Here is a 20,466-nt window from a genome sequence, read left to right on the forward strand (position 1 = left end):
CTCTTAGATGAGAACTCTACATCTACTCATGCCTTTGCCAAAAAGGTTTTAATGTAAATATTGCCTTGAAAAGTAATTTTCAAAAAAATTTTAAAAGTCCTCTTTTGCGCTATACCTCACCCATTAAAATACTGAGGTTTTCTGAAATTATTTTTCTTTTTTACAGCACTTCTATTTTAAGGCTCGTTAAAAACAACTTAATTCTTATTTTCGTTATGGAGTTCTCTGCTATGAGGTAAGTTTTGGTCAGATTTGGTGCGCTAAAATAATTTTTTCAACGGATAATTTTTTTACCATTTGTTATATACCTTTTTTATACATGACTAACTTGCTTTTCAATTTAAAAAAATCTAAAAAATAAAACATAACTTTTTTTTATAACTAAACAAACTAAAAGTTTGGCTTATTAAACTACAAATATGTTCAAAGGATTTGAAATGAAGCATGAACTCGAACAATGCGACACAGCTTTTTTCGGCCATCCAAAACCCTTAAAAACTTTATTTTTTACTGAACTGTGGGAACGGTTTTCTTACTATGGAATTCGTCCCTTATTGGTTCTTTACATGGTTGCGATGGTCAATGATGGTGGTTTAGGTCTTGATCGTCCTACCGCAGCTGCAATTGTAGGGTTATTTGCCGGCTCTATGTATTTAATGACCGTTTTAGGCGGTTGGATTGCCGATAACTGGTTAGGCCAAGCAAGATCTGTCTGGTATGGTTCCATCATTATTGCATTAGGTCATTTATCTATTGCGCTTACTCCTATCTTTGATCAATTCTTTTTTTATTTCGGTTTAGTTCTTATTGTTATTGGTTCGGGGTTATTTAAAACCTGTATTTCAGTGATTGTCGGAACATTATATAAAGCCCAAGATAATAGACGCGATGCTGGCTTCTCCATTTTTTATATGGGAATCAATATGGGATCGTTTATTGCCCCACTTATTACAGGCATATTGGCTCGCGATCATGGCTGGCATCTAGGTTTTGGGATTGGCGGCCTTGGAATGTTAGTTGCTTTACTCATTTTCCGTGCATTAGCGATTCCACAGCTACAGTCTTTCAATCAATTGCGCCAACAAGCTGATAATTGGAATAAACCTGTAATAGAAAATAAAAATGCCCCAAAAATTGCTTTCTCATTTTTATTAAGTGTTGCAGTCGTTATTGCCCTGACCTTCTTTGGTGTCATTCATATCAATCCGGTCGCGGTAGCAACTTATTTAACAGTTGGGATTGGTATTGGGATTATTGCTTATTTTGCATATTTACTACTTTTCCTGAATTTAGAGCAGCATGAAAAATTTAAAATTATTATCTGTTTTGTCTTATTAGCAACCTCTGCGCTATTTTGGTCTGCCTTTGAGCAGAAACCAACATCTTTTAACCTGTTTGCTCAAGATTATACCGACCGTAATGTATTTGGATTTGAGATTCCGGCAGTATGGTTTCAATCAATTAATGCGCTCTTTATTATTATTTTTGCCCCGATTGCAGCATGGGTGTGGGCTAGACTGGGTAAATCAAATAAAGACCCGAGCTATATCAGTAAATTTATTATTGCACTTTTACTAGCAGCAGGTGGCTTTCTACTTATGTCATTTGCAAGCCGTTTCGCTATTGCTGGTGGATTAGTTTCGCCATTTTGGTTAGTTGGTACTATATTTCTGCTTACCCTAGGCGAACTTTGCTTAAGCCCGATTGGCCTATCTACCATGACTAAACTTGCACCTGATGTTATACGTGGTCAAATTATGGGTCTATGGTTTACAGGTTCAGCTTTGGGTAATCTGATAGCAGGGTTGATTGGAGGACATGTATCGGCAGATGGCATTAATCACTTACCTACCCTCTTTATGAGATGTGTTTTGGCGTTAGTGATTGGCGCAATCGTGTTATTTTTATTAAAGAAACCTATTTATAGATTAATGAACAAAAGTACTAGTAAAGTTCAACCTGACTTGGAAATCATATGACCAATTTAACTGTTCAAGAAAAGCTAGAGAAACTTCGTGAACTCATGCTTAACCAGCATGTTGATGCATTAGTCGTCATGAGTGCCGATCCGCATATGTCAGAATATTTACCGGATTACTGGAAAGCAAGACAATGGCTTAGTGGCTTTAGCGGTTCTGTTGGAACACTTGTAGTCACTCAAAACTTTGCAGGACTATGGGCAGATGGACGCTATTGGGTACAAGCCGAGCAACAGCTTGTCGGAACGGGATTTGAACTTCAAAAATTGACCAGTGATGAATCATCAACACATCTAGCTTGGATTGAAAAAAATCTAAATAAAGCCTCAGTAATTGCAGTAAATGGACATACCCTATCCATTCAACAATTTAAGGCGCTCGAACATACTGCAAGACTTAACAACTATAAACTCGAAACTCAACAAGATTTAATTGGAGCCATCTGGTCTGATCGCCCTGAGCTTCCATCAAATAAAATTCATTTAATGCCTGAAGGTTTAAACGCCCTCTCTCGTAAAGAAAAAATTCAGAATATTCGTGAAACTTTACACAGCAAGAATATTAACGGTCACTTCATTTCATCTTTAGATGATATTGCATGGGTCCTAAATGCACGTGGAAAAGATGTAGAATATAACCCTGTTTTTCTGTCTCATTTATATATTAGTGAAAAACAAGCTGTTCTTTTCATTGATGCGGACAAAGTTGATATAGCCATTCAACAAGCTTTTAAAGCTGGTGGTATTGAAATTCGTAACTATGAAGATACAGCTAAGTTTTTAGCGAATATTTCTGATGCCTCTGTACTTTTAGATCCAGCCAAAGTATCGATTTATCATGAACAAGCCATCGCAAAAGATATTCAGGTTGTATACGACATCAACCCGAGTACGCTTTTTAAATCGCGTAAACATGAAAGTGAAATAGCTCATATCCGTCATGCAATGGTTAAAGATGGTGTTGCCCTTTGCCACTTTTTCCACTGGCTAGAAAAAGCACTTCATCATCGTGAAAACATTTCAGAACGAACCATTGATGAAAAAATTACAGCTTTCCGTGCTCAGCAAGATGGGTTTATAGGGCCAAGTTTTTCTACAATTGCTGGCTTTAATGCCAATGGTGCTCTACCTCACTACCGCGCAACTGAGGAGTACTATTCATTTATTGAAGGTGATGGATTATTGCTGATTGACTCAGGTGGGCAATATGTAAATGGAACAACAGATATTACTCGTGTAGTTCCAGTAGGCACGCCAACGCAATCACAAAAACGTGACTATACCTTGGTTTTAAAGTGTCATATTGCTTTGGCAAAAACCATTTATCCAGAAGGTTTAGCTGCACCGCTACTCGATTCAATTTGCCGCCATACCTTATGGCAACATGGTTTAGATTATCGCCATGGAACAGGACACGGCGTAGGCTTTGCGCTTAACGTACATGAAGGGCCACAAGTACTTTCTTATTACGCGCCAGTTCATGCTTACAGCAAACTACGCGCGGGAATGATTCTTTCCAATGAACCGGGCTTATACCATGAGGGACAATACGGTATTCGCATTGAAAATCTGGTGGTAAACCGTCTTCACTCTGGGTTTGAAAAAACTTATGGGGAATTTTTGGAGTTTGAAACACTTACGCTTTGCCCAATCCATTTAGACTGTATCGTTGTTGATATGCTTAACAATGAAGAGAAAGACTGGCTAAATGCCTATCACCAAATGGTTCAAGAAAGACTAGCTGAACATTTATCTGGAGAGGTTTTAGACTGGCTGATTTACAATACTCGTGCGATTTAATCTGCTTTTCTAACTCAGGCAGAATACTTTTTAGTTCTAATGAAAAAGCCGATTCTGCCCTAGTTGCATATATCTCTGTTTCTTAACAGATCTAATATCAATTTAAAGCTGACTTTTTTAGCAAATTTCCAACGAATGAAATAGTTAAACTGGTCACTTCATTTTTTGTTATATTAGCCGCTTAGAAAGCAGCTTTTTATTTTTTAATCAAGAAGTTCTTTCTATAAAGTGAGTATTAATGTGAGTAACTACTCTAGTCACTTATTAAATATATATTAATTATTATGAGGTTAAGTTCATCATGCTTCTAATGATCGACAATTACGACTCTTTTACCTACAACATCGTCCAGTACTTTGGCGAGTTGGATCAGGAAGTAAAAGTTGTTCGCAATGATCAAGTCACATTAGAGGATATTGAACGATGGCAACCTAAATATCTGGTTATTGGTCCTGGCCCATGCTCTCCAAGTGAAGCAGGTATTTCAATTCCTGCAATTAATCACTTTGCCGGAAAAATTCCTTTGCTTGGCGTGTGTTTAGGGCATCAAAGTATTGGGCAAGCTTTTGGCGGAAACATTGTAAGAGCCAAAACGGTTATGCACGGACGTTTATCTGATATGTACCATAGCAATAAAGGTATTTTCAGTAATCTCCCTAGCCCATTCTCGGCAACCCGTTATCACTCTTTGGTAATCGATCAGCAAACACTGCCTGATTGCCTTGAAGTAACGTGCTGGACCAATGAAGCAGATGGCTCAATGGAAGAAATCATGGGTGTTAAACATAAGACATTGCCTGTTGAAGGTGTGCAGTTCCATCCAGAATCAATCTTGAGCCAACATGGTCATCAAATCTTTAAAAACTTTTTAGATATTTATGCATAAGTGATATTTATGAACATTCAACAAGCACTTAACCATATTACAAAAAATATTCACCTGACTCAGCCTCAAATGGAAGACATCATGCGCAGCATCATGCAAGGTGAGGCAACCGAAGCACAAATTGGTGCTTTAATGATGGGCCTTCGCATGAAAGGTGAAAGTATTGACGAAATTACTGCTGCCGCACGTGTTATGCGTGAATTCGCTATTAAAATTGATGTCAGTGATATCAAATATTTAGTTGATATTGTCGGTACTGGTGGTGATGGGCAAAATTTATTTAACGTCTCTACAGCCTCAAGCTTTGTGATTGCAGCAGCTGGTGCAACCATTGCAAAGCATGGTAATCGAGGCGTTTCAAGTAAATCAGGTTCATCTGACCTACTGGAACAAGCAGGTATTAACCTTGATTTAGATATGGAACAAACTGAGCGCTGCATTCGTGAGATGGGTGTAGGCTTTTTATTTGCCCCAAACCATCACAAAGCAATGAAATATGCTGTTGGCCCACGTCGTGAGCTTGGTGTTCGCAGCATTTTCAATTTACTCGGCCCGCTTACGAATCCGGCCGGCGTAAAACGCTTTGTAATTGGTGTATTTTCAGATGAACTTTGCCGTCCGATTGCCGAGGTTATGAAGCAACTTGGCGCTGAGCATGTCATGGTGGTTCATTCAAGAGATGGACTTGATGAAATTAGCCTTGCTGCTCCTACTGCTATTGCTGAACTTAAAGACGGCGAAATTACCGAATGGACGCTTAATCCAGAAGATGTCGGGATTGAATCACAAACCTTAAATGGTTTAGTGGTAGCAGATGCCGCAGCAAGCTTAAAGCTGATTAAAGATGCATTAGGTAAAAATAAATCTGACATTGGTGAAAAAGCAGCAAATATGATTGCGCTTAATGCAGGTGCAGGTATTTATGTCTCAGGCATTACCAAAACCTATGCTCAAGCTGTTACATTCGCTCAAGATATTATCTATGGCGGACAAGCATTAGAGAAAATGAGTGTTTTGGCGGAATTTACCAAAACATTAAAACAATGTCAGGCAGATTAAGGACTTCTCATGATTAATATTCAAAATACCATTTTAGGTAAAATTGTTGACCGTAAACATGAGGAACTTGCTGCACGTTTAAAACAACGTAATTTGCAAGATGTTGAAGAACTAGCGAAAGCTGCAACTCCGGTACGAGGCTTTGCAAAAGCTTTACAGCACAAACGCCCTGCCGTAATTGCTGAAATTAAAAAAGCTTCTCCTTCAAAGGGCATTATTCGTGCAGATTTTAATCCTGCTGAAATTGCCGAGCAGTACGAACAAGCTGGAGCAGCATGTTTATCCGTTTTAACTGATGTTGATTTTTTTCAGGGTGCGGATGAAAATATTGCCATTGCACGAAGCCACTGTGCTTTACCTGCTTTACGTAAAGACTTTCTGATTGATCCATATAATGTAGTTGAAGCACGTGCATTACATGCTGACTGTATTTTATTGATTGTTGCATCTTTGTCAGATCAACAACTTGAAGAAATGTCTAAAACTGCTTTTGAACATCAGCTTGATGTATTGGTTGAAGTTCACGACGAAGAAGAACTGGAACGTGCTTTAAAGTTGTCTGAGCAATGTGTATTAGGTGTGAATAACCGTAATTTAAAAACCTTTGATGTAGATTTAAATACCTCAATGCGTTTGAAAAACTTGCTTCCATCATCACGTTTACTTGTGACTGAAAGTGGTATTGCCACTCCAGATGATGTTCGTATGATGCAAGAAAATGATATTCACACCTTCTTGGTTGGCGAAAGTTTTATGAAACAACCAAGACCAGATCAAGCCTTTACAGCCCTTTTTGGACAACCCCAAACGGTTTAATAGAAGATATATGAGTAATAAAGATTCATCGCTTTCTAAAGAGCAACAAAAGTTACTGAAGCAATTTAAAAAGCAAATCTCCAATCCTCATTCAAGCAAAATCGCAAGTCAGTCTGAGGCCCCAAAACCTCAGGCTGAGTCTGAAGAATTGGAAGATGCAAACCTGTTTCAAAGTGCTCTAGCAGGTGTTAAGCCCATCAACAATAGTAATATTGCTGATGTAAGAACGCCTCGCACAAAAAAAATTGATGCTCAAACACTCGCTAAACGTGCAGCTGCCGAAGGTGGTCGTGAAACTGAACATGCCGAGTTATCAGACACTCAAGCCGCTCTAAACCCTGTAGCAAGTCAAGCAACGCTAAGCTATCGCATTGCCACACTTCAGCATAAAGTTTTCGAAGACTTAAAAGCTGGAAGAATGCGCTGGTTTGAAGCGGTAGATTTACACGGATGTACGATTGAGCAAGCACGTGACGCGGTTTTACAGGTTATCCAGATGGCAAAAGATGAAAATCAAAATGTTGTCAAGATTGTACATGGTAAAGGCCCTGAAGCTGTTTTAAAAACCTATGTCAACGGATGGTTACGTCAGCACCGCGATGTTTTAGCTTTTGTAAGTGCACCTGAAAATCAAGGCGGCACAGGTGCCGTTCTCGTACTGCTTAAACGTGCAGAAAAAAATCCAAAGTTCGAACAAAAGAAATGATCCCAAAAGATCATTTCTTCACATCAAACACCTGCAATAATTGAGCAACCACTGCAACGGCAATCGTTGCAGGTTGTTTCGATGAAATCCCTTCTATCCCTATAGGGCAAACTAAACGTTGTAATGCTTCGGGTGTATAACCGCGCGTCAACATACGTTTCTCAAAAATAGCCCTTTTACTTTTTGAGCCAATCATCCCAACATAAGCAAATGGCTTTGGCGCAGGTTTCAAAGCTGCAAAGCACAGTTGCAGATCTAGTTGATGATCATGGGTTAAAATTAAAATTGCACCCGAACGATCAAAATGTTCAATCTCGGCTTCTGGCGTATCTGTCGTTAAACATTGGACCTGTTCTAGTAAATCTGATGGGAAAATATCATCACGCGGATCAATCCATTTCACACTAACACCAATAGGCAATAAACAACGGACAATTGCTTCACCCACATGCCCCGCGCCACAAATCAGCACTCGCATGGCATAAGGTTGAATCTGCTGGTCAAATTGCCATTGGTCACTGCTGGTAGGCTGAACCTCGAAACATGGTTGTTCCTTATTTATATCCATAGTCTGCCAAGTGGATGCATGTTGATGTGAGACTGTACGCCATATACGCTGTCCAGCTCGCCATGATTGCAAACAATGGGATAAATCTGAGGTAATTACAGCGGGTGATATTTTTTCAAACAATAACCACATTACTCCGCCACAACACTGCCCCAACCGAGCACTAAGGTTAAATCGCTCAACACGCCTCACACAAGCTTCCGTTTCTCTTAACATTGCTTTCGCAATATCAATAGCCTGAAACTCTAGATGCCCGCCACCGATCGTATCTGACTGCTGCCATTGTTGTTGCAAATTAAACCGCAATAACATTGTTGCACCAACTTCTCGTGGTGTTGAACCATCAGCGCGGACCACTGTGACCAATACCATAGGCGCAGCATCGACTTGCCACGCCACAAAATCAGTCCACCATTGTAAATGTTGCATAATCTTCTACATTTTAGCTTGTGGGCGGTCAGCCAAAGCTTGTCCCCGTCCAATAGCAATTGCACGTAAAATTTCTTCGGCAGTTGCTGGCGCATTAAGTACGAGTGATGCATTTTCTGGAATAGCCGCCTGTACCGCCTGACGAATTGCAGAGAAAACAGATAATGCCAACATAAACGGAGGTTCACCTACCGCTTTGGAGCGATAAATAGTGTCTGCCTGATTTTGGTTATTAAACAGTTTGATGTTAAAAATATGAGGAATATCAAAACTGGTCGGGATTTTGTAAGTTGAAGGTGCATGCGTAAACAAGCGTCCCGCATGTGGTCCTTGAGGCTGCCAATACAGCTCTTCTGTGGTGAGCCACCCCATTCCTTGAACAAAGCCACCTTCAATTTGCCCAATATCAATTGCAGGGTTAATGGACCTCCCGACGTCATGCAAAATGTCAGCACGTAATACTTTCATTTCCCCTGTTAAGGTATCTATTGCAACCTCACTGACTGCTGCACCATAGGCATAATAGAAAAATGGACGCCCTAAATGGTTGAGCTGATCGTAGTGAATTTCTGGTGTTTTATAAAAACCGCTGTCCCATAGTTGCACACGTGCCATATATGCCCGTTGAACTAAGTCAGGAAATGTCCATGAGTGACCATTCGCTGTTGAGACCATACTATCTTCAAACTGGATTTGCTCAGCATCACTTTGACTTATTTCTGCTGCAAGTTTTGCCAGACGCTCACGAATTTTAATACAGGCATTTTGCACAGCTTTACCATTTAAATCTGCTCCACTCGATGCTGCGGTTGCCGAAGTATTTGGCACACGAGAAGTATCGGTTGCAATTAAGCGAACACTATCGATCGGTAAACCCAACTCATGTGCAGCAACCTGTCGTACTTTGGTATATAGCCCCTGTCCCATTTCTGTACCGCCATGCGTAATAGAGACAGTACCATCCATATACACATAGACCAATGCACCAGCTTGATTGTAATGCACGGCGTTAAACGAAATACCGAACATTAAGGGTGTTAACGCAATACCACGCTTAATGATGTCATTATTCTGATTAAAAGTATGAATGGTCTGTTTACGTTTCGCATAATCACTACTTTGCAATAATTCGGCCACCAATTGAGGGGCAACATTATCACGAACTTCTGCCCCATAATGCATGCGATCACGTCCGGCACCGGGCTGCTCGGCAAAGAAATTACGCTGCCGAATTTCAACCGGATCACAATCTAAATAACGAGCAATATCATCAATAATATTTTCAATGACAAACATGCCTTGCGGTCCGCCAAAACCACGATATGCGGTATTGGAAACAGTATTGGTTTTACAGCGTAAATTACGCAACTGAACCGCATTTAAATAATAGGCATTGCCAATATGACAAATCGCACGTTCATTCACTGGCCCAGAAAGATCAGCCGAAAAACCGCAGTTTGAAGCCAATTGCACCTTTAGGCCTTGCAAAATACCAGTGTCATCAAAAGCCACTGACCATTCATATGCAAAACCGTGACGTTTGCCTGTGGCGCTCATATCATCATCACGGTCTAAACGTAACTTACATGGACGGCCTGTTTTTTGTGCTGCCAAAGATGCAATGCATGCCCATTGTGCCGACTGCGACTCTTTACCGCCAAAACCACCACCCATACGGCGGCTTTCCACACTTACCTGATGCATATTCATGCCTAATGCATGACAAATCAGCAGCTGCATTTCTGTTGGATGTTGTGTCGAGCAATAGACTTTTAACCCATCATTTTCTTGTGGAATCGCATAGGAAATCTGTCCCTCTAGGTAAAAATGCTCTTGCCCGCCTAGTTCAATAGTGCCTGAAAGTTGGTGGGCTGCATTTTGAAATGCCTGTTCAACTTCACCATGACTAAATTCAACAGGCGGTAACACCCACGATTCTTTTTCAATCGCATCTTGAATCGTTAAAATCGGAGTCTCGGGCACATAATCAATTTTTGCCAAACGAACTGCCTGACGGGCTTGCTGATAACTCTCGGCAACAACCACAAACAAGGCTTGCCCGTAAAATTCGACCTGCTCCTCAGCAAAAATCGGGTCATCTTTAACAATGGGTCCCCAGTTATTTTCAACCTCAATATCCTTTGCCGAAAAAACTGCATGGACGCCATCAGCCTGACGTACTGCATCCAAATCAAACTTACTGATTTTACCTTTGGCACAACTCGAAAATCCGACTGCCAGATGCATTGTATTTTCAAGCTCGGGTAAATCATCGATATAGGTTGCCTGCCCAGTCACATGTAAATGTGCACTTTCGTGTGGAATCGAGTCGCCTGCTTTAGCAGATTTTTTAGAAACACTTAAGTCAATGGTTTGATTCATATTAGATCTCCACCATAGCAATCAAGTCATTCACACGAGTGATCGTTTGAGACAGGATTTTTTCTACATAAAACCGCTGTAAACAGTTTTTCGCGACTTGTAAACGATATGCCGAACTAGCCCGTCCATCATCTAGAGGCTGATAGTCTTGCGACAACACGTGCTGTGCCTGAACCATCAATTCAGTTGTAAGTTGCTGACCTTCCAATATGGCTTCTACATATTTTGCACGTTTGGGAATAGCAGCCATGCCACCAAAAGCAATTCTCACATTGTGAGCCACATAATGAGTATCCAACTCGCATGAAATAGCCGTACATACCGCAGAAATATCTTGCTCAAAACGTTTGGCAATTTTATAGCTGGCAAATTTAAAGCGCGTCTGCCCTTCACGAAGTGGAATAACAATCGCTTCAACAAACTCACCAAGCTGTAATGCTGTTTTTTGATAATCTAGATAAAAATCTTCCAAGGCGATTTCACGGGTCTGTTCACCTACACGCAAAATCAATCGTGTACCTAGCGTAATTAATGCCGGCATTGAGTCACCAATAGGCGAACCATTGGCAATATTTCCGCCTAGGGTTCCCGCGTTTTTAATAGGCATAGAAGCAAAACGGCGCTGTAATTCTTGAAAGTCAGGATAAAAATCTGAAATTTTGATGAGTGCATCACTCAAACTTACATTTGCCCCAATCTTTAAAGCGTGGTCGGTAACTACAATATTTTTCAGTTCTTCAACCTGACCGATATAAAGCATATCGCCTAAATCACGGCCCTGCTTAGTTACCCACAAACCGACATCTGTGCTACCAGCGACAATACGCGCTTGTGGCAATTGCAAACGTAAAACGGCAAAATCCTGCAAAGTCTTTGGTGCAAAAAATTGCTGACCATGATCATTTAAATGTAATGCAGGTAATGCTTTGATCTCTTTTAATACATCAAGTACCTTTTGGCGTTCTAATACAACACGTGGATAGTCATAAGCTTTTTGTGCTGCATCTAAAATAGGGCGATAGCCTGTACAGCGACACAAGTTTCCAGAAAGATAATCGCTGATTTGATCTTTGCTCGGAGAATGTTGTTCATTTTCATACATTGACCATAACGACATGATAAAACCAGGTGTACAAAAACCGCATTGTGAACCATGCAAATCGACCATCGCCTGTTGTACCGGATGAAGTTTCCCATCCTGTGTAGGCAATAATGTATGCAGATCTTCTACTGTAAATAGGGCTTTACCATCTAAAGTCGGTAAAAACTGAATACACGCATTCACACTCCGCAATTGCAAGCTGTCATTAACCAACTCACCAATCACGACTGTACATGCACCACAATCGCCCTCAGCACAGCCCTCTTTTGTACCAGTCTGCCTAGTCTTACCAGTTTGGGTATATTCTCGCAGAAATTGTAAAACCGTCATGGTAGGTAATACATTTTCTACTTGCTGCTGACCACCACGGAAAAAAAAGGTGATTGGACGTTCTGACATGTTTTATCCTTATGCTCTATAACACTGCATCTGTGCAAATATGATGCCACTAGGCGATCATTTAGAACTTACCAACATTAAATGCATATTTCATGTTCAAACTCTTGACTATTAACGATAAAAAACATGAAATTTATTCATCTTTTATTAAACGCGCGCAAAACCAAAATAAATATAGTGCGTCGAGTTATGAACATCTGGTTATGTTTCTGATACAATGCCGAGCTTGTCTAATAGAGTAAATTTATACGTCTTATGTCAATGCAGCAATCGTACGCAAATATTCTGACTGCCGTCGGTGAAGATCTTAATCGTCCCGGCCTTAAAGATACGCCTGTGCGTGCGGCTAAAGCTTTTTCATATTTAACTTCTGGCTATAGTAAAACTTTAGAAGAAGTCACCAATAATGCTGTTTTCCCATCAGATAACCATGAAATGGTATTGGTGAAGAATATTGAATTCTATTCGCTTTGCGAACATCATCTCCTTCCGTTCTATGGCCGTGTTCATATTGCCTATCTACCGGAAGGCAAGGTTCTTGGCTTATCAAAATTTGCACGTATTACTGAAATGTTTGCACGCCGTTTGCAAATTCAGGAAAACTTGACTCAGCAAATCGCAGAAGCTGTGGCTGAAGTGACTGGGGCTCGAGGCGTTGCTGTCGTCATCGATTCAGCACATATGTGCATGATGATGCGTGGTGTAGGCAAACAAGAGTCAACCACTCGTACAGTTTCATTTATCGGAGACTTTAAAACCGATAAAGAATCACGACGTGAGTTCTTGAGTGCAGTACCAGAAAGTTACTAAATTCTTTTTAGTGATAAATTTAAAAGCCCAACTTAGTTGGGTTTTTTTATATCTAAATACAGCGTTTATTCTATAAAACATAACAATTAAATTATGTGATTTTTGTTATAAAAGTACGTCCCTTCACTTTAAAATGTTTGATGAGTTGATAATGCGATTCAAAAAAATTTCTTACTTAATTCTACCTTCTCTTTTTATTTTTAATACCTCAATTTATGCAGGTAACATATCAAAAGAACAAGATATCAAGAAAGTTGTTGATCAAAACTTTAAACCATTATTAGAAAAATATGACGTTCCCGGTATGGCGGTTGGCGTCATCCAAAACAATAAAAAGTACGAAATGTATTATGGCCTACAATCGGTTCAAGATAAAAAATCCGTAAATGGCAATACCATTTTTGAGCTAGGTTCAGTCAGTAAATTATTTACTGCGACAGCAGGTGGATATGCCAAAACTAAAGGAAAAATCTCTTTTGACGACACCCCAGGAAAATACTGGAAAGAGCTAAAAAATACACCGATTGACCAAGTGAACCTACTTCAACTTGCGACCTATACGAGTGGCAACCTTGGCTTACAATTCCCAGATGAAGTACAAACAGACCAACAAGTTTTAACTTTTTTCAAAGACTGGAAACCTAAAAACCAAATTGGTGAATATAGACAATATTCAAACCCTAGTATTGGCCTATTTGGAAAAGTTGTAGGCCTATCGATGAACCAACCTTTTAGTCAAGTCTTAGAAAAGACAATTTTTCCGTCTCTTCACTTAAAACATAGCTATGTGAATGTGCCTAAAACTCAGATGCAAAACTATGCATTTGGCTATAACCAAGAAAATCAGCCGATTCGTGTGACCCCTGGCCCACTAGATGCGCCTGCCTACGGGGTTAAATCAACCTTACCTGACATGCTTAGCTTTATTGACGCCAATCTAAATCCACAAAAATATCCAGCAGATATTCAACGTGCAATTGAGGAGACTCATAAAGGTTTCTATCAAGTAGGTACAATGTATCAGGCGCTTGGTTGGGAAGAGTTTTCTTATCCAGCTCCTTTACAAACTTTATTAGACAGTAATTCTGAACAAATTGTGATGAAACCTAATAAAGTGACTGCCATTTCCCAAGAACCTTCAATCAAGATGTTCCATAAAACTGGTTCAACAAACGGATTTGGAACATATGTCGTGTTTATTCCCAAAGAAAATATTGGTTTAGTCATGTTAACCAATAAACGTATTCCAAATGAAGAACGCATTAAGGCAGCTTATGCTGTGTTAAATGCGATAAAGAAATAATCGTCTTGTCTAAAAATAAAAAAAGAGAAATGAATAATCTCATTTCTCTTTTTTCTTGCTAATACTACTTAAAAGAACCAAACGTAGCCTAAACTAGATTTCATCCAGTCTTGATGATTTTGTTGTTCATAATCCCAGTTTAATCGAACGGCATTATTACTATTAATCACATATTGCCATTGAGTATTTACTCTCAAATTCCATTGATTTTGGTCTTCCCAATATGGCAATTCAATCTGTACAACAGAGTTAAAACGGTCGAACCACTGATTCATACAACCTAAGGTCGGGCCCATTCCCACACGCCACCCTTTATCTAGATTTGAGCCTGTTTGAACATAGGTTTGTAGTTGCCCATAGCAAATATGTTTGCGCTCATAGTCTGCAAGACTGTAACCAACCTGAGCATTAAAATTCGCTACGCCATGCTGTTTTTCTTCACTAAAGTTTCCATCATGAATTGCTTCCTGACGCCAGCCTAAGTTAAATCCCCAACTCAGAGGTGTTTTAAAAGGTTGTATTGGGTTATAAGAATTTACTTCTAACAGATCAAGATATTCTAGTTTTAAATGATCATCTCGCCACTGCGCATTGCCATTTAAAAATAGTAATTGTGTGCCTGCACGGTATCCCCCTTGAGGATCTATTAAGTCGTGATAGGCTTGTCGATGGCCAATTTCGATAAACTTATCACCTTGGACTTCACCGGCTTTCACTGAAATATTACGTGCATTATGGCCTTGAGTTGGCTCTTTTTCTGGTCGTTTAGGTTCATGACGCTGTTTGTCCAAATCAATCTGGCTTCTTAAAGCCAAAAGCTGACGTAACTGTGGCTGAGCAACGCTTTCTTCTATTTTACGGCTGGTAAATTGAAGATATAAATCATCGTAAGCCATCTCTAGAATTTTGGCCTGATCTTGCTCACTAAAGGATTTTAAAAGCTCAGAAGACTGCTTAATTGGCATCATCGCAATTTGATGTGCAACCTTCGCGAGTGAGGCACCATGCTGATGAGCTTGGGCCAATAGCTGAGTTTCTAAAGCAGGCCGATATACAGGAGCTTTGGTGAGCCCTTGCTGTTGCATCGATTTAATGGTTTCCATCGGAATAGATGCATAAGTAAACTTTTCTTGTAAGTTAGACTCAGGTTTTACTAAATCGACCAAGCCTAATAACCTATAGGCACAGTTATCACTGACAAAATAATAAGGAAAACTTACATGCTGCATTTCCCAAATATGGCTTACTAAAAACCGCGTTTCTTGAGGGGAAAGTTTCAGCTCATATTCCCATAAATCACGGCTTTCGAAATCACCGTACTCTTTTACCTTACGGTAATAAGGCATAAGTGAATATTCACCCGGATATTGCCCTGTTAAACCTTTCCATGCATATGACCAGTTGTCGTTCCCCGCCACAGTTGCTGCATAATTTACAGCATAGGAAACTAAATTTAACTGCTGCTGATCTTTGGGGTCTAAACGCAATAAAGTATGACCAAACATCGAGCTAGGATTGCCCATAAAATCTGTAGCGTAAATTAATGTGGCTTTATAAGGCTTAATCTGTCCAATCCAGTTTTCAAATTCTGAACATTTAACTTTAGGCAATTCACTTTCTTGAATACCTACTTTTTGTATGAGCCATTGGCTTCGAGCCGGAAACTTACAACGAATAGACTGATTATCTTGAGCAGGCATAAATAATGCCGAGATATCAGCTTTCAGCTCTTCTTTTAAATTATTTTTCCCATTTTCTGACATGAAATAACCAGAATAAGTGACGTCACTTTTATGGTTTTTATTAGCATACATGAGCCGTTGCCATGTAATGTCTTGATCTAAATTTTTTTGTTCTGCAATGGACCAATATTTTTGAATAGATGGATTTATTTCTGCTGAATACGCAATATTAACTGCCAAAGAGGCAAAAACCAAAACAACTGACTTCATTAAAATCATCAATTTTTATCATTAAATATAAGAAAAACCCTGCCATACGACAGGGTTTTCAATTTCAAACTTATACGTAAGCTTTTAAAACGTCGTCTTTAGCCATTACAGTTTGTAATGATGCTAAAACTTGAAGGGTATTTTGATTATTTGCTGAATAGATTTCACCAAAGTTTGCTTTTGAAACTTTAAAGAAACGGTCTTTATCTTGAGGTTTAATTTGCATTAACTCAGCAAGTACGTTCAGGCTTTCACCTTGGCCTACTGCCATATCACGTGCTAAAGCTTCTGCATTTTCATTTGTGAATGTTACAACTTGCGCTGTTACTGTCCCGCCTTGACGGCAGCCTAAAGTACCGAAAGTGATCCCTAATAATTGGTTAGTAAAAATACCGTTTGTTGTTGCAGCAAGAATCTTAGGCGCTACTCCTTTTTTGCCAGCCCATATTTGTGTACCCGCACCACAACCCACATCGTTGTCAGCCATTGCAACACTTGAACCAGCTGCTAACAATGCAGCTAAAGCTATTTTTTTTAACATAGATGTATATCTCCAAAAATCATTATTGATTGTTTCTTATGTCTTGTATTGTTATGTGTAATTTTTATTACACGATATTAAAGATAGCGAGAAGGCTACGATTTAGCAATTAAAAAATAAATAATATGATGAAAAGTGCTAAAGAAAAATTTACCTTAAATTCCAATTACCTTGATTATCTCGATTACCTAATATTTTAAGAACCAATACTAAGCTTAAAAGTAATAATAAATACCACGACCCAAGCTTGCCCCACCCCACCATATGCCAAGCATCGACCTGACTTGGATAGAGCCAAATTTTATAAAATGTACTTATATTTTCAGCAATCCAGATGATAAATGCGAGCGTCAATAATATCGGTAGCATCGGGATTTTAAATTTGTGTTCATTTATTTGAAAATAAAGTTTTGTTTTCCAGAAAATAAAAATACTAATCGCGAATAAAATATAGCGAATATCTGGAACAAAAAATTTACTCATAAAATTTATATATGAGAAAAATGCCAGTAATAGCATAGTTCCAAATCTTGGAAGCTTTTCAAAAGACACCTGAAACAGTCGTATTGAACGTGCGAAGAAGCTACCTACAGCCGAATACATGAAACCTGCAAATAGAGGCACTGTTAAAATTTTAAATACGGCGGGCTGCGGATATTGCCATGAAGCAATTGCAGGATGCGTTAGGAATATTTCCATGACCATCGCCATGACGTGAAATAAAGCAATGACTTTGGCTTCTGCCCATGACTCCAGTTTTAAATAGAGTAAGCAGATCTGGATCAGCACAGCATAGATGAGTAAATAATCATAACGATAAAAACCCAAATATTCATGGCTTCCCATCGGTGCTGTTAAAGCAAAAGCAATTAAAAGCAAAATACCAAACAAGGCTGCCGAAACAGCCTTGCCGATAAATTGAAACGGTAAAGTTAGATATTGCACAAAAACTATCCTAGATATTTAGCACTATACTCATGCACTGTATCTACAAAGATTTTTGGTTGTGCAGGGTCTACCCACTGGGTAATCCCATGGCCTAAGTTAGCAATGTAACCCGTCTTTTCACCATTTGCGTAGGCATCATCCAACATGGCTTTTACTGCTTTTTCAATTGAAGCAGCCGAACCATATAAAACAGCAGGATCAAGATTTCCTTGCAAAGCGACACGTCCAGCCACCGTAGTTCGAGCTGTATCTAATCGCGTAGTCCAATCTAAACCTAATGCATCTGCACCTGTGCTAATCATTGGTTCCAACCATTGACCTCCACCTTTAGTGAACACAATGATAGGAATACGTCGACCGTCTTTTTCACGTTGCAAACCAGCAATGATTTTATTCATGTAGTTTAAAGAAAATTCGACATATTCACGATGTGCCAATGCCCCGCCCCAGCTATCAAAGATCTGGATCGCCTGAGCACCTGCATCAATTTGAGCATTTAAATAGTCAATTACAGAGTCTGCTAAATGATCAAGTAAGGCATGCAAAACTTCTGGTTGTGCATACATCATTTGCTTAGTAAAACGGAATTCTTTACTTGAACCACCTTCAACCATATAAGTTGCTAAAGTCCAAGGGCTACCAGAAAAACCAATCAGGGGAACCTGACCACCTAAAGCAGAGCGAATTGTGCTTACAGCGTTCATGACATAATCAAGGTCTGATTTTGCATTTAACTTTGGTAAATTCGCCACATCTTGTTCAGTACGCACTGTTTTATGGAACTTTGGTCCTTCACCTGTTTCAAAATAAAGACCTAAACCCAGTGCATCTGGAATTGTTAAAATATCTGAAAATAAAATTGCTGCATCTAAATCATAGCGATGCAAAGGTTGTAAAGTCACTTCACAGGCAAAATCTGTATTTTTACATAAAGATAGGAAATCACCTGCTTTTGAACGTGTTTCACGATATTCAGGCAAATAACGCCCTGCTTGACGCATCATCCATACCGGAGTGGTATCTACAGGTTCGCGTAACAAAGCACGGAGGAAACGATCATTTTTCAAAGTCGTCATTACCAATCTCTATCTTCTTTATGTGGCAGCATCATATCAAAAACAGAGACATTTTTATAATTTCAATTTCACACAAAAAACTCGTCAATCTACTAAAAAATGCATATTTACACAAAAGTCTACTGCAAGCTGTGGGGTTTTCTGCAATACTTGCAACATGTTACATTGGGGTCATTGATATTCTTTTAATCACTAAATTGCCAATCTTGGGCTCATAGAAATGAGTTATTGGTAGTTTTATGCACTTTGAGATTAGATCAATCCCCTATTGCTTATATGAAAATTCTTAAGGTTGAATTACATGTTTGTTCGCTCATTACTCGCTATGAGTTTAAGTTGTATTATTGCTAATGTTGCTTTTGCTGCTTCAACAACTGAGCAACCCCTGAACCCTAAAAAGGTATCAGCTCCTGTAGAAGATCCGATTGATCCTTTAGCAGTAGATGCAGCTTCAACTGTAAAAGCTCAAGCTTCGACACAAATTACCGCTCAAGAACAAAACGACTTAAATCGAGCGTCAACAACATTACAAAATTTACAGAAAACTGAAGATCCAAATGCTGAATCAGGCATCGCGGCGTCTACTCCAGCTGTTGCTAAAAGCGCTGCTGCATCTACGGCTCCTGCGACAACCGCTGCATCATGGACTTTAGATAGCTTAAACTCGGCAGAATGGTCTGAAAATATTGGTAAAGGCCAACTTCCAGTTTATGCGCGTGCACATGTAATGCTCAATAATGCACATGCTTCGCCAGGTGCAATTGACGGCATGAGCGGTAAAAATACATTAAAAGCAATTTCTTCATTCCAACAAATGAATGGTTTATCACCTACGGGTGACCTGACCAAAGAAACTTGGGATGCATTGGTTGCTAAACAAACCAAGCCAGCATTTATTGAATACACAATTTCTGATGCTGATCTAAAAGGCCCATATGCTGAGTCGATTCCTTCTGACTACGCATTGCAAGCTAAAATGAAAGGTTTGTACTACACCCGTGTAACCGAAATGTTGGGCGAGAAGTTTCATATTGATGAAGCTTTCTTAAAGAAAATTAACCCAACTGCGACATTCAAAAAAGCGGGTGAAAAAATCATTGTTCCAAACGTACGCAATGATTTACCAGAAGATATTCATTTGATTATTGCCCATAAAGGTGCAAAACAATTGTATCTCTTCAATAGCCGGAACCAAATGATTGCCTCATTTCCTGCAACAATTGGCAGTACTGATACGCCTTCTCCGGCCGGTACTTACAAGGTAGTTGGTGTGGCTCGTAACCCTTGGTACAGCTATTCACCTTCGAACTTCGTACAAGGTAAAAACTTAAAACCGCTTTCTTTACCACCTGGCCCAAATGCTCCTGTAGGTAATATCTGGATCGGTTTAAGTAAAAAATCATTCGGTATTCACGGAACACCAAATCCATCTTTAATTTCTAAAACAGCATCACACGGTTGTATCCGTTTAACAAACTGGGATGCAAACGATTTAGGAAATAAAGTACGTTCTGGCGTAACTGTTAAATTCCTTGAATAATCCGTATATTCTCTAAAAGACCTGCCTTCATGGCAGGTTTTTTTATTATTAAAAATGCAACACTAAAATAAAAAACCCAAGAATCATATCAATTTTGAAACGACATGTTGCAGTAATCCTATTTTTCTCCCCCATATAGAGCGTTAATATATTTCTCAAGAGATAAATAAA

General features: G+C 39.3%; 16 protein-coding genes. 9 read left to right on the forward strand and 7 right to left on the reverse strand.

The window, feature by feature from the left end; genetic code table 11:
* Positions 1-419: 419 nt before the first annotated feature.
* The 6 genes from ASF86_RS08895 (at position 420) to ASF86_RS08920 (ending at position 7,245) form a co-directional block, all read left to right on the forward strand.
* The gene (locus ASF86_RS08895) at positions 420-1,979 is read left to right on the forward strand and encodes a peptide MFS transporter (protein WP_081407585.1); all 1,560 of its coding nucleotides are present in this window, start codon (positions 420-422) and stop codon (positions 1,977-1,979) included.
* Positions 1,976-3,778, forward strand: coding sequence for an aminopeptidase P family protein (locus tag ASF86_RS08900; RefSeq protein ID WP_056481212.1), 1,803 nt, complete (start codon positions 1,976-1,978; stop codon positions 3,776-3,778). Before ASF86_RS08895 ends, ASF86_RS08900 begins: the two co-directional genes overlap by 4 nt.
* Before the next feature lie 301 nt (positions 3,779-4,079).
* A complete protein-coding gene (locus tag ASF86_RS08905; RefSeq protein WP_003650566.1) occupies positions 4,080-4,664 on the forward strand; it encodes an anthranilate synthase component II in 585 nt (194 codons plus the stop codon).
* A 9-nt stretch (positions 4,665-4,673) separates the two neighbouring features.
* Positions 4,674-5,723, forward strand: a complete 1,050-nt coding sequence (gene trpD, locus ASF86_RS08910) for an anthranilate phosphoribosyltransferase (RefSeq protein WP_005039127.1) — start codon at positions 4,674-4,676, stop codon at positions 5,721-5,723.
* A 9-nt stretch (positions 5,724-5,732) separates the two neighbouring features.
* A complete protein-coding gene (gene trpC, locus ASF86_RS08915) occupies positions 5,733-6,539 on the forward strand; it encodes an indole-3-glycerol phosphate synthase TrpC (RefSeq protein ID WP_056481214.1) in 807 nt (268 codons plus the stop codon).
* Between the two features lie 10 nt (positions 6,540-6,549).
* A complete protein-coding gene (locus ASF86_RS08920) occupies positions 6,550-7,245 on the forward strand; it encodes a Smr/MutS family protein (protein ID WP_003650560.1) in 696 nt (231 codons plus the stop codon).
* Positions 7,246-7,255: 10 nt separating this feature from the next.
* Here the strand turns inward: ASF86_RS08920 and xdhC are convergent, their stop codons facing one another.
* The 3 genes from xdhC to xdhA are packed head-to-tail and all read right to left on the reverse strand — an operon-like array spanning position 7,256 to position 12,125.
* Positions 7,256-8,242, reverse strand: coding sequence for a xanthine dehydrogenase accessory protein XdhC (xdhC, locus tag ASF86_RS08925; protein ID WP_056481217.1), 987 nt, complete (start codon positions 8,240-8,242; stop codon positions 7,256-7,258).
* Between the two features lie 6 nt (positions 8,243-8,248).
* The gene (gene xdhB / locus ASF86_RS08930) at positions 8,249-10,624 is read right to left on the reverse strand and encodes a xanthine dehydrogenase molybdopterin binding subunit (RefSeq protein WP_056481220.1); all 2,376 of its coding nucleotides are present in this window, start codon (positions 10,622-10,624) and stop codon (positions 8,249-8,251) included.
* A 1-nt stretch (position 10,625) separates the two neighbouring features.
* Positions 10,626-12,125 carry a xanthine dehydrogenase small subunit gene (xdhA, locus tag ASF86_RS08935; RefSeq protein WP_056481222.1) on the reverse strand — a complete coding sequence of 500 codons (1,500 nt, stop codon included), beginning with the start codon at positions 12,123-12,125 and terminating at the stop codon, positions 10,626-10,628.
* Between the two features lie 261 nt (positions 12,126-12,386).
* Between xdhA and folE the strand changes: the two genes are divergently transcribed.
* Positions 12,387-12,935 (forward strand): GTP cyclohydrolase I FolE, encoded by a 549-nt coding sequence (gene folE, locus ASF86_RS08940; RefSeq protein ID WP_005039113.1) that lies wholly within the window; start codon positions 12,387-12,389, stop codon positions 12,933-12,935.
* Positions 12,936-13,086: 151 nt separating this feature from the next.
* Positions 13,087-14,238: an ADC family extended-spectrum class C beta-lactamase gene (gene blaADC / locus ASF86_RS08945; protein ID WP_056481224.1), complete on the forward strand. Its 1,152-nt coding sequence runs from the start codon at positions 13,087-13,089 to the stop codon at positions 14,236-14,238.
* A gap of 68 nt (positions 14,239-14,306) precedes the next feature.
* Here blaADC and ASF86_RS08950 read toward each other — a convergent pair whose 3' ends face one another.
* The 4 genes from ASF86_RS08950 to hemE all read right to left on the reverse strand — a co-directional run bounded on the left by ASF86_RS08950 (position 14,307) and on the right by hemE (position 18,755).
* Complete coding sequence (locus tag ASF86_RS08950) at positions 14,307-16,199, reverse strand: DUF4105 domain-containing protein (RefSeq protein ID WP_081407586.1); 1,893 nt, start codon at positions 16,197-16,199, stop codon at positions 14,307-14,309.
* 61 nt (positions 16,200-16,260) lie between these two features.
* Positions 16,261-16,731 (reverse strand): DUF3015 family protein, encoded by a 471-nt coding sequence (locus ASF86_RS08955; RefSeq protein ID WP_005046013.1) that lies wholly within the window; start codon positions 16,729-16,731, stop codon positions 16,261-16,263.
* A gap of 150 nt (positions 16,732-16,881) precedes the next feature.
* Complete coding sequence (locus ASF86_RS08960) at positions 16,882-17,676, reverse strand: DUF817 domain-containing protein (protein ID WP_056481226.1); 795 nt, start codon at positions 17,674-17,676, stop codon at positions 16,882-16,884.
* 5 nt (positions 17,677-17,681) lie between these two features.
* On the reverse strand, positions 17,682-18,755 hold the full coding sequence (gene hemE, locus ASF86_RS08965; protein WP_056481229.1) for a uroporphyrinogen decarboxylase: 1,074 nt from the start codon (positions 18,753-18,755) through the stop codon (positions 17,682-17,684).
* Between the two features lie 301 nt (positions 18,756-19,056).
* On the opposite strand from hemE, the gene ASF86_RS08970 reads away from it, so the two are divergent.
* Positions 19,057-20,295, forward strand: a complete 1,239-nt coding sequence (locus ASF86_RS08970) for a L,D-transpeptidase family protein (protein WP_056481232.1) — start codon at positions 19,057-19,059, stop codon at positions 20,293-20,295.
* Positions 20,296-20,466: the final 171 nt, after the last annotated feature.

Source organism: Acinetobacter sp. Leaf130, assembly GCF_001423205.1.
Classification (GTDB): Bacteria; Pseudomonadota; Gammaproteobacteria; order Pseudomonadales; family Moraxellaceae; genus Acinetobacter; species Acinetobacter calcoaceticus.

Bases quoted from the DNA above. Each gene is read 5' to 3' on its own strand.
- folE (WP_005039113.1), top strand. From the start codon at position 12,387: ATGCAGCAATCGTACGCAAATATTCTGACTGCCGTCGGTGAAGATCTT.
- xdhC (WP_056481217.1), bottom strand. From the start codon at position 8,242: ATGCAACATTTACAATGGTGGACTGATTTTGTGGCGTGGCAAGTCGAT.
- trpD (WP_005039127.1), top strand. From the start codon at position 4,674: ATGAACATTCAACAAGCACTTAACCATATTACAAAAAATATTCACCTG.
- ASF86_RS08895 (WP_081407585.1), top strand. From the start codon at position 420: ATGTTCAAAGGATTTGAAATGAAGCATGAACTCGAACAATGCGACACA.
- trpC (WP_056481214.1), top strand. From the start codon at position 5,733: ATGATTAATATTCAAAATACCATTTTAGGTAAAATTGTTGACCGTAAA.
- hemE (WP_056481229.1), bottom strand. From the start codon at position 18,755: ATGACGACTTTGAAAAATGATCGTTTCCTCCGTGCTTTGTTACGCGAA.
- ASF86_RS08920 (WP_003650560.1), top strand. From the start codon at position 6,550: ATGAGTAATAAAGATTCATCGCTTTCTAAAGAGCAACAAAAGTTACTG.
- ASF86_RS08970 (WP_056481232.1), top strand. From the start codon at position 19,057: ATGTTTGTTCGCTCATTACTCGCTATGAGTTTAAGTTGTATTATTGCT.
- ASF86_RS08900 (WP_056481212.1), top strand. From the start codon at position 1,976: ATGACCAATTTAACTGTTCAAGAAAAGCTAGAGAAACTTCGTGAACTC.
- xdhB (WP_056481220.1), bottom strand. From the start codon at position 10,624: ATGAATCAAACCATTGACTTAAGTGTTTCTAAAAAATCTGCTAAAGCA.
- ASF86_RS08955 (WP_005046013.1), bottom strand. From the start codon at position 16,731: ATGTTAAAAAAAATAGCTTTAGCTGCATTGTTAGCAGCTGGTTCAAGT.
- blaADC (WP_056481224.1), top strand. From the start codon at position 13,087: ATGCGATTCAAAAAAATTTCTTACTTAATTCTACCTTCTCTTTTTATT.
- ASF86_RS08905 (WP_003650566.1), top strand. From the start codon at position 4,080: ATGCTTCTAATGATCGACAATTACGACTCTTTTACCTACAACATCGTC.
- xdhA (WP_056481222.1), bottom strand. From the start codon at position 12,125: ATGTCAGAACGTCCAATCACCTTTTTTTTCCGTGGTGGTCAGCAGCAA.
- ASF86_RS08950 (WP_081407586.1), bottom strand. From the start codon at position 16,199: ATGATTTTAATGAAGTCAGTTGTTTTGGTTTTTGCCTCTTTGGCAGTT.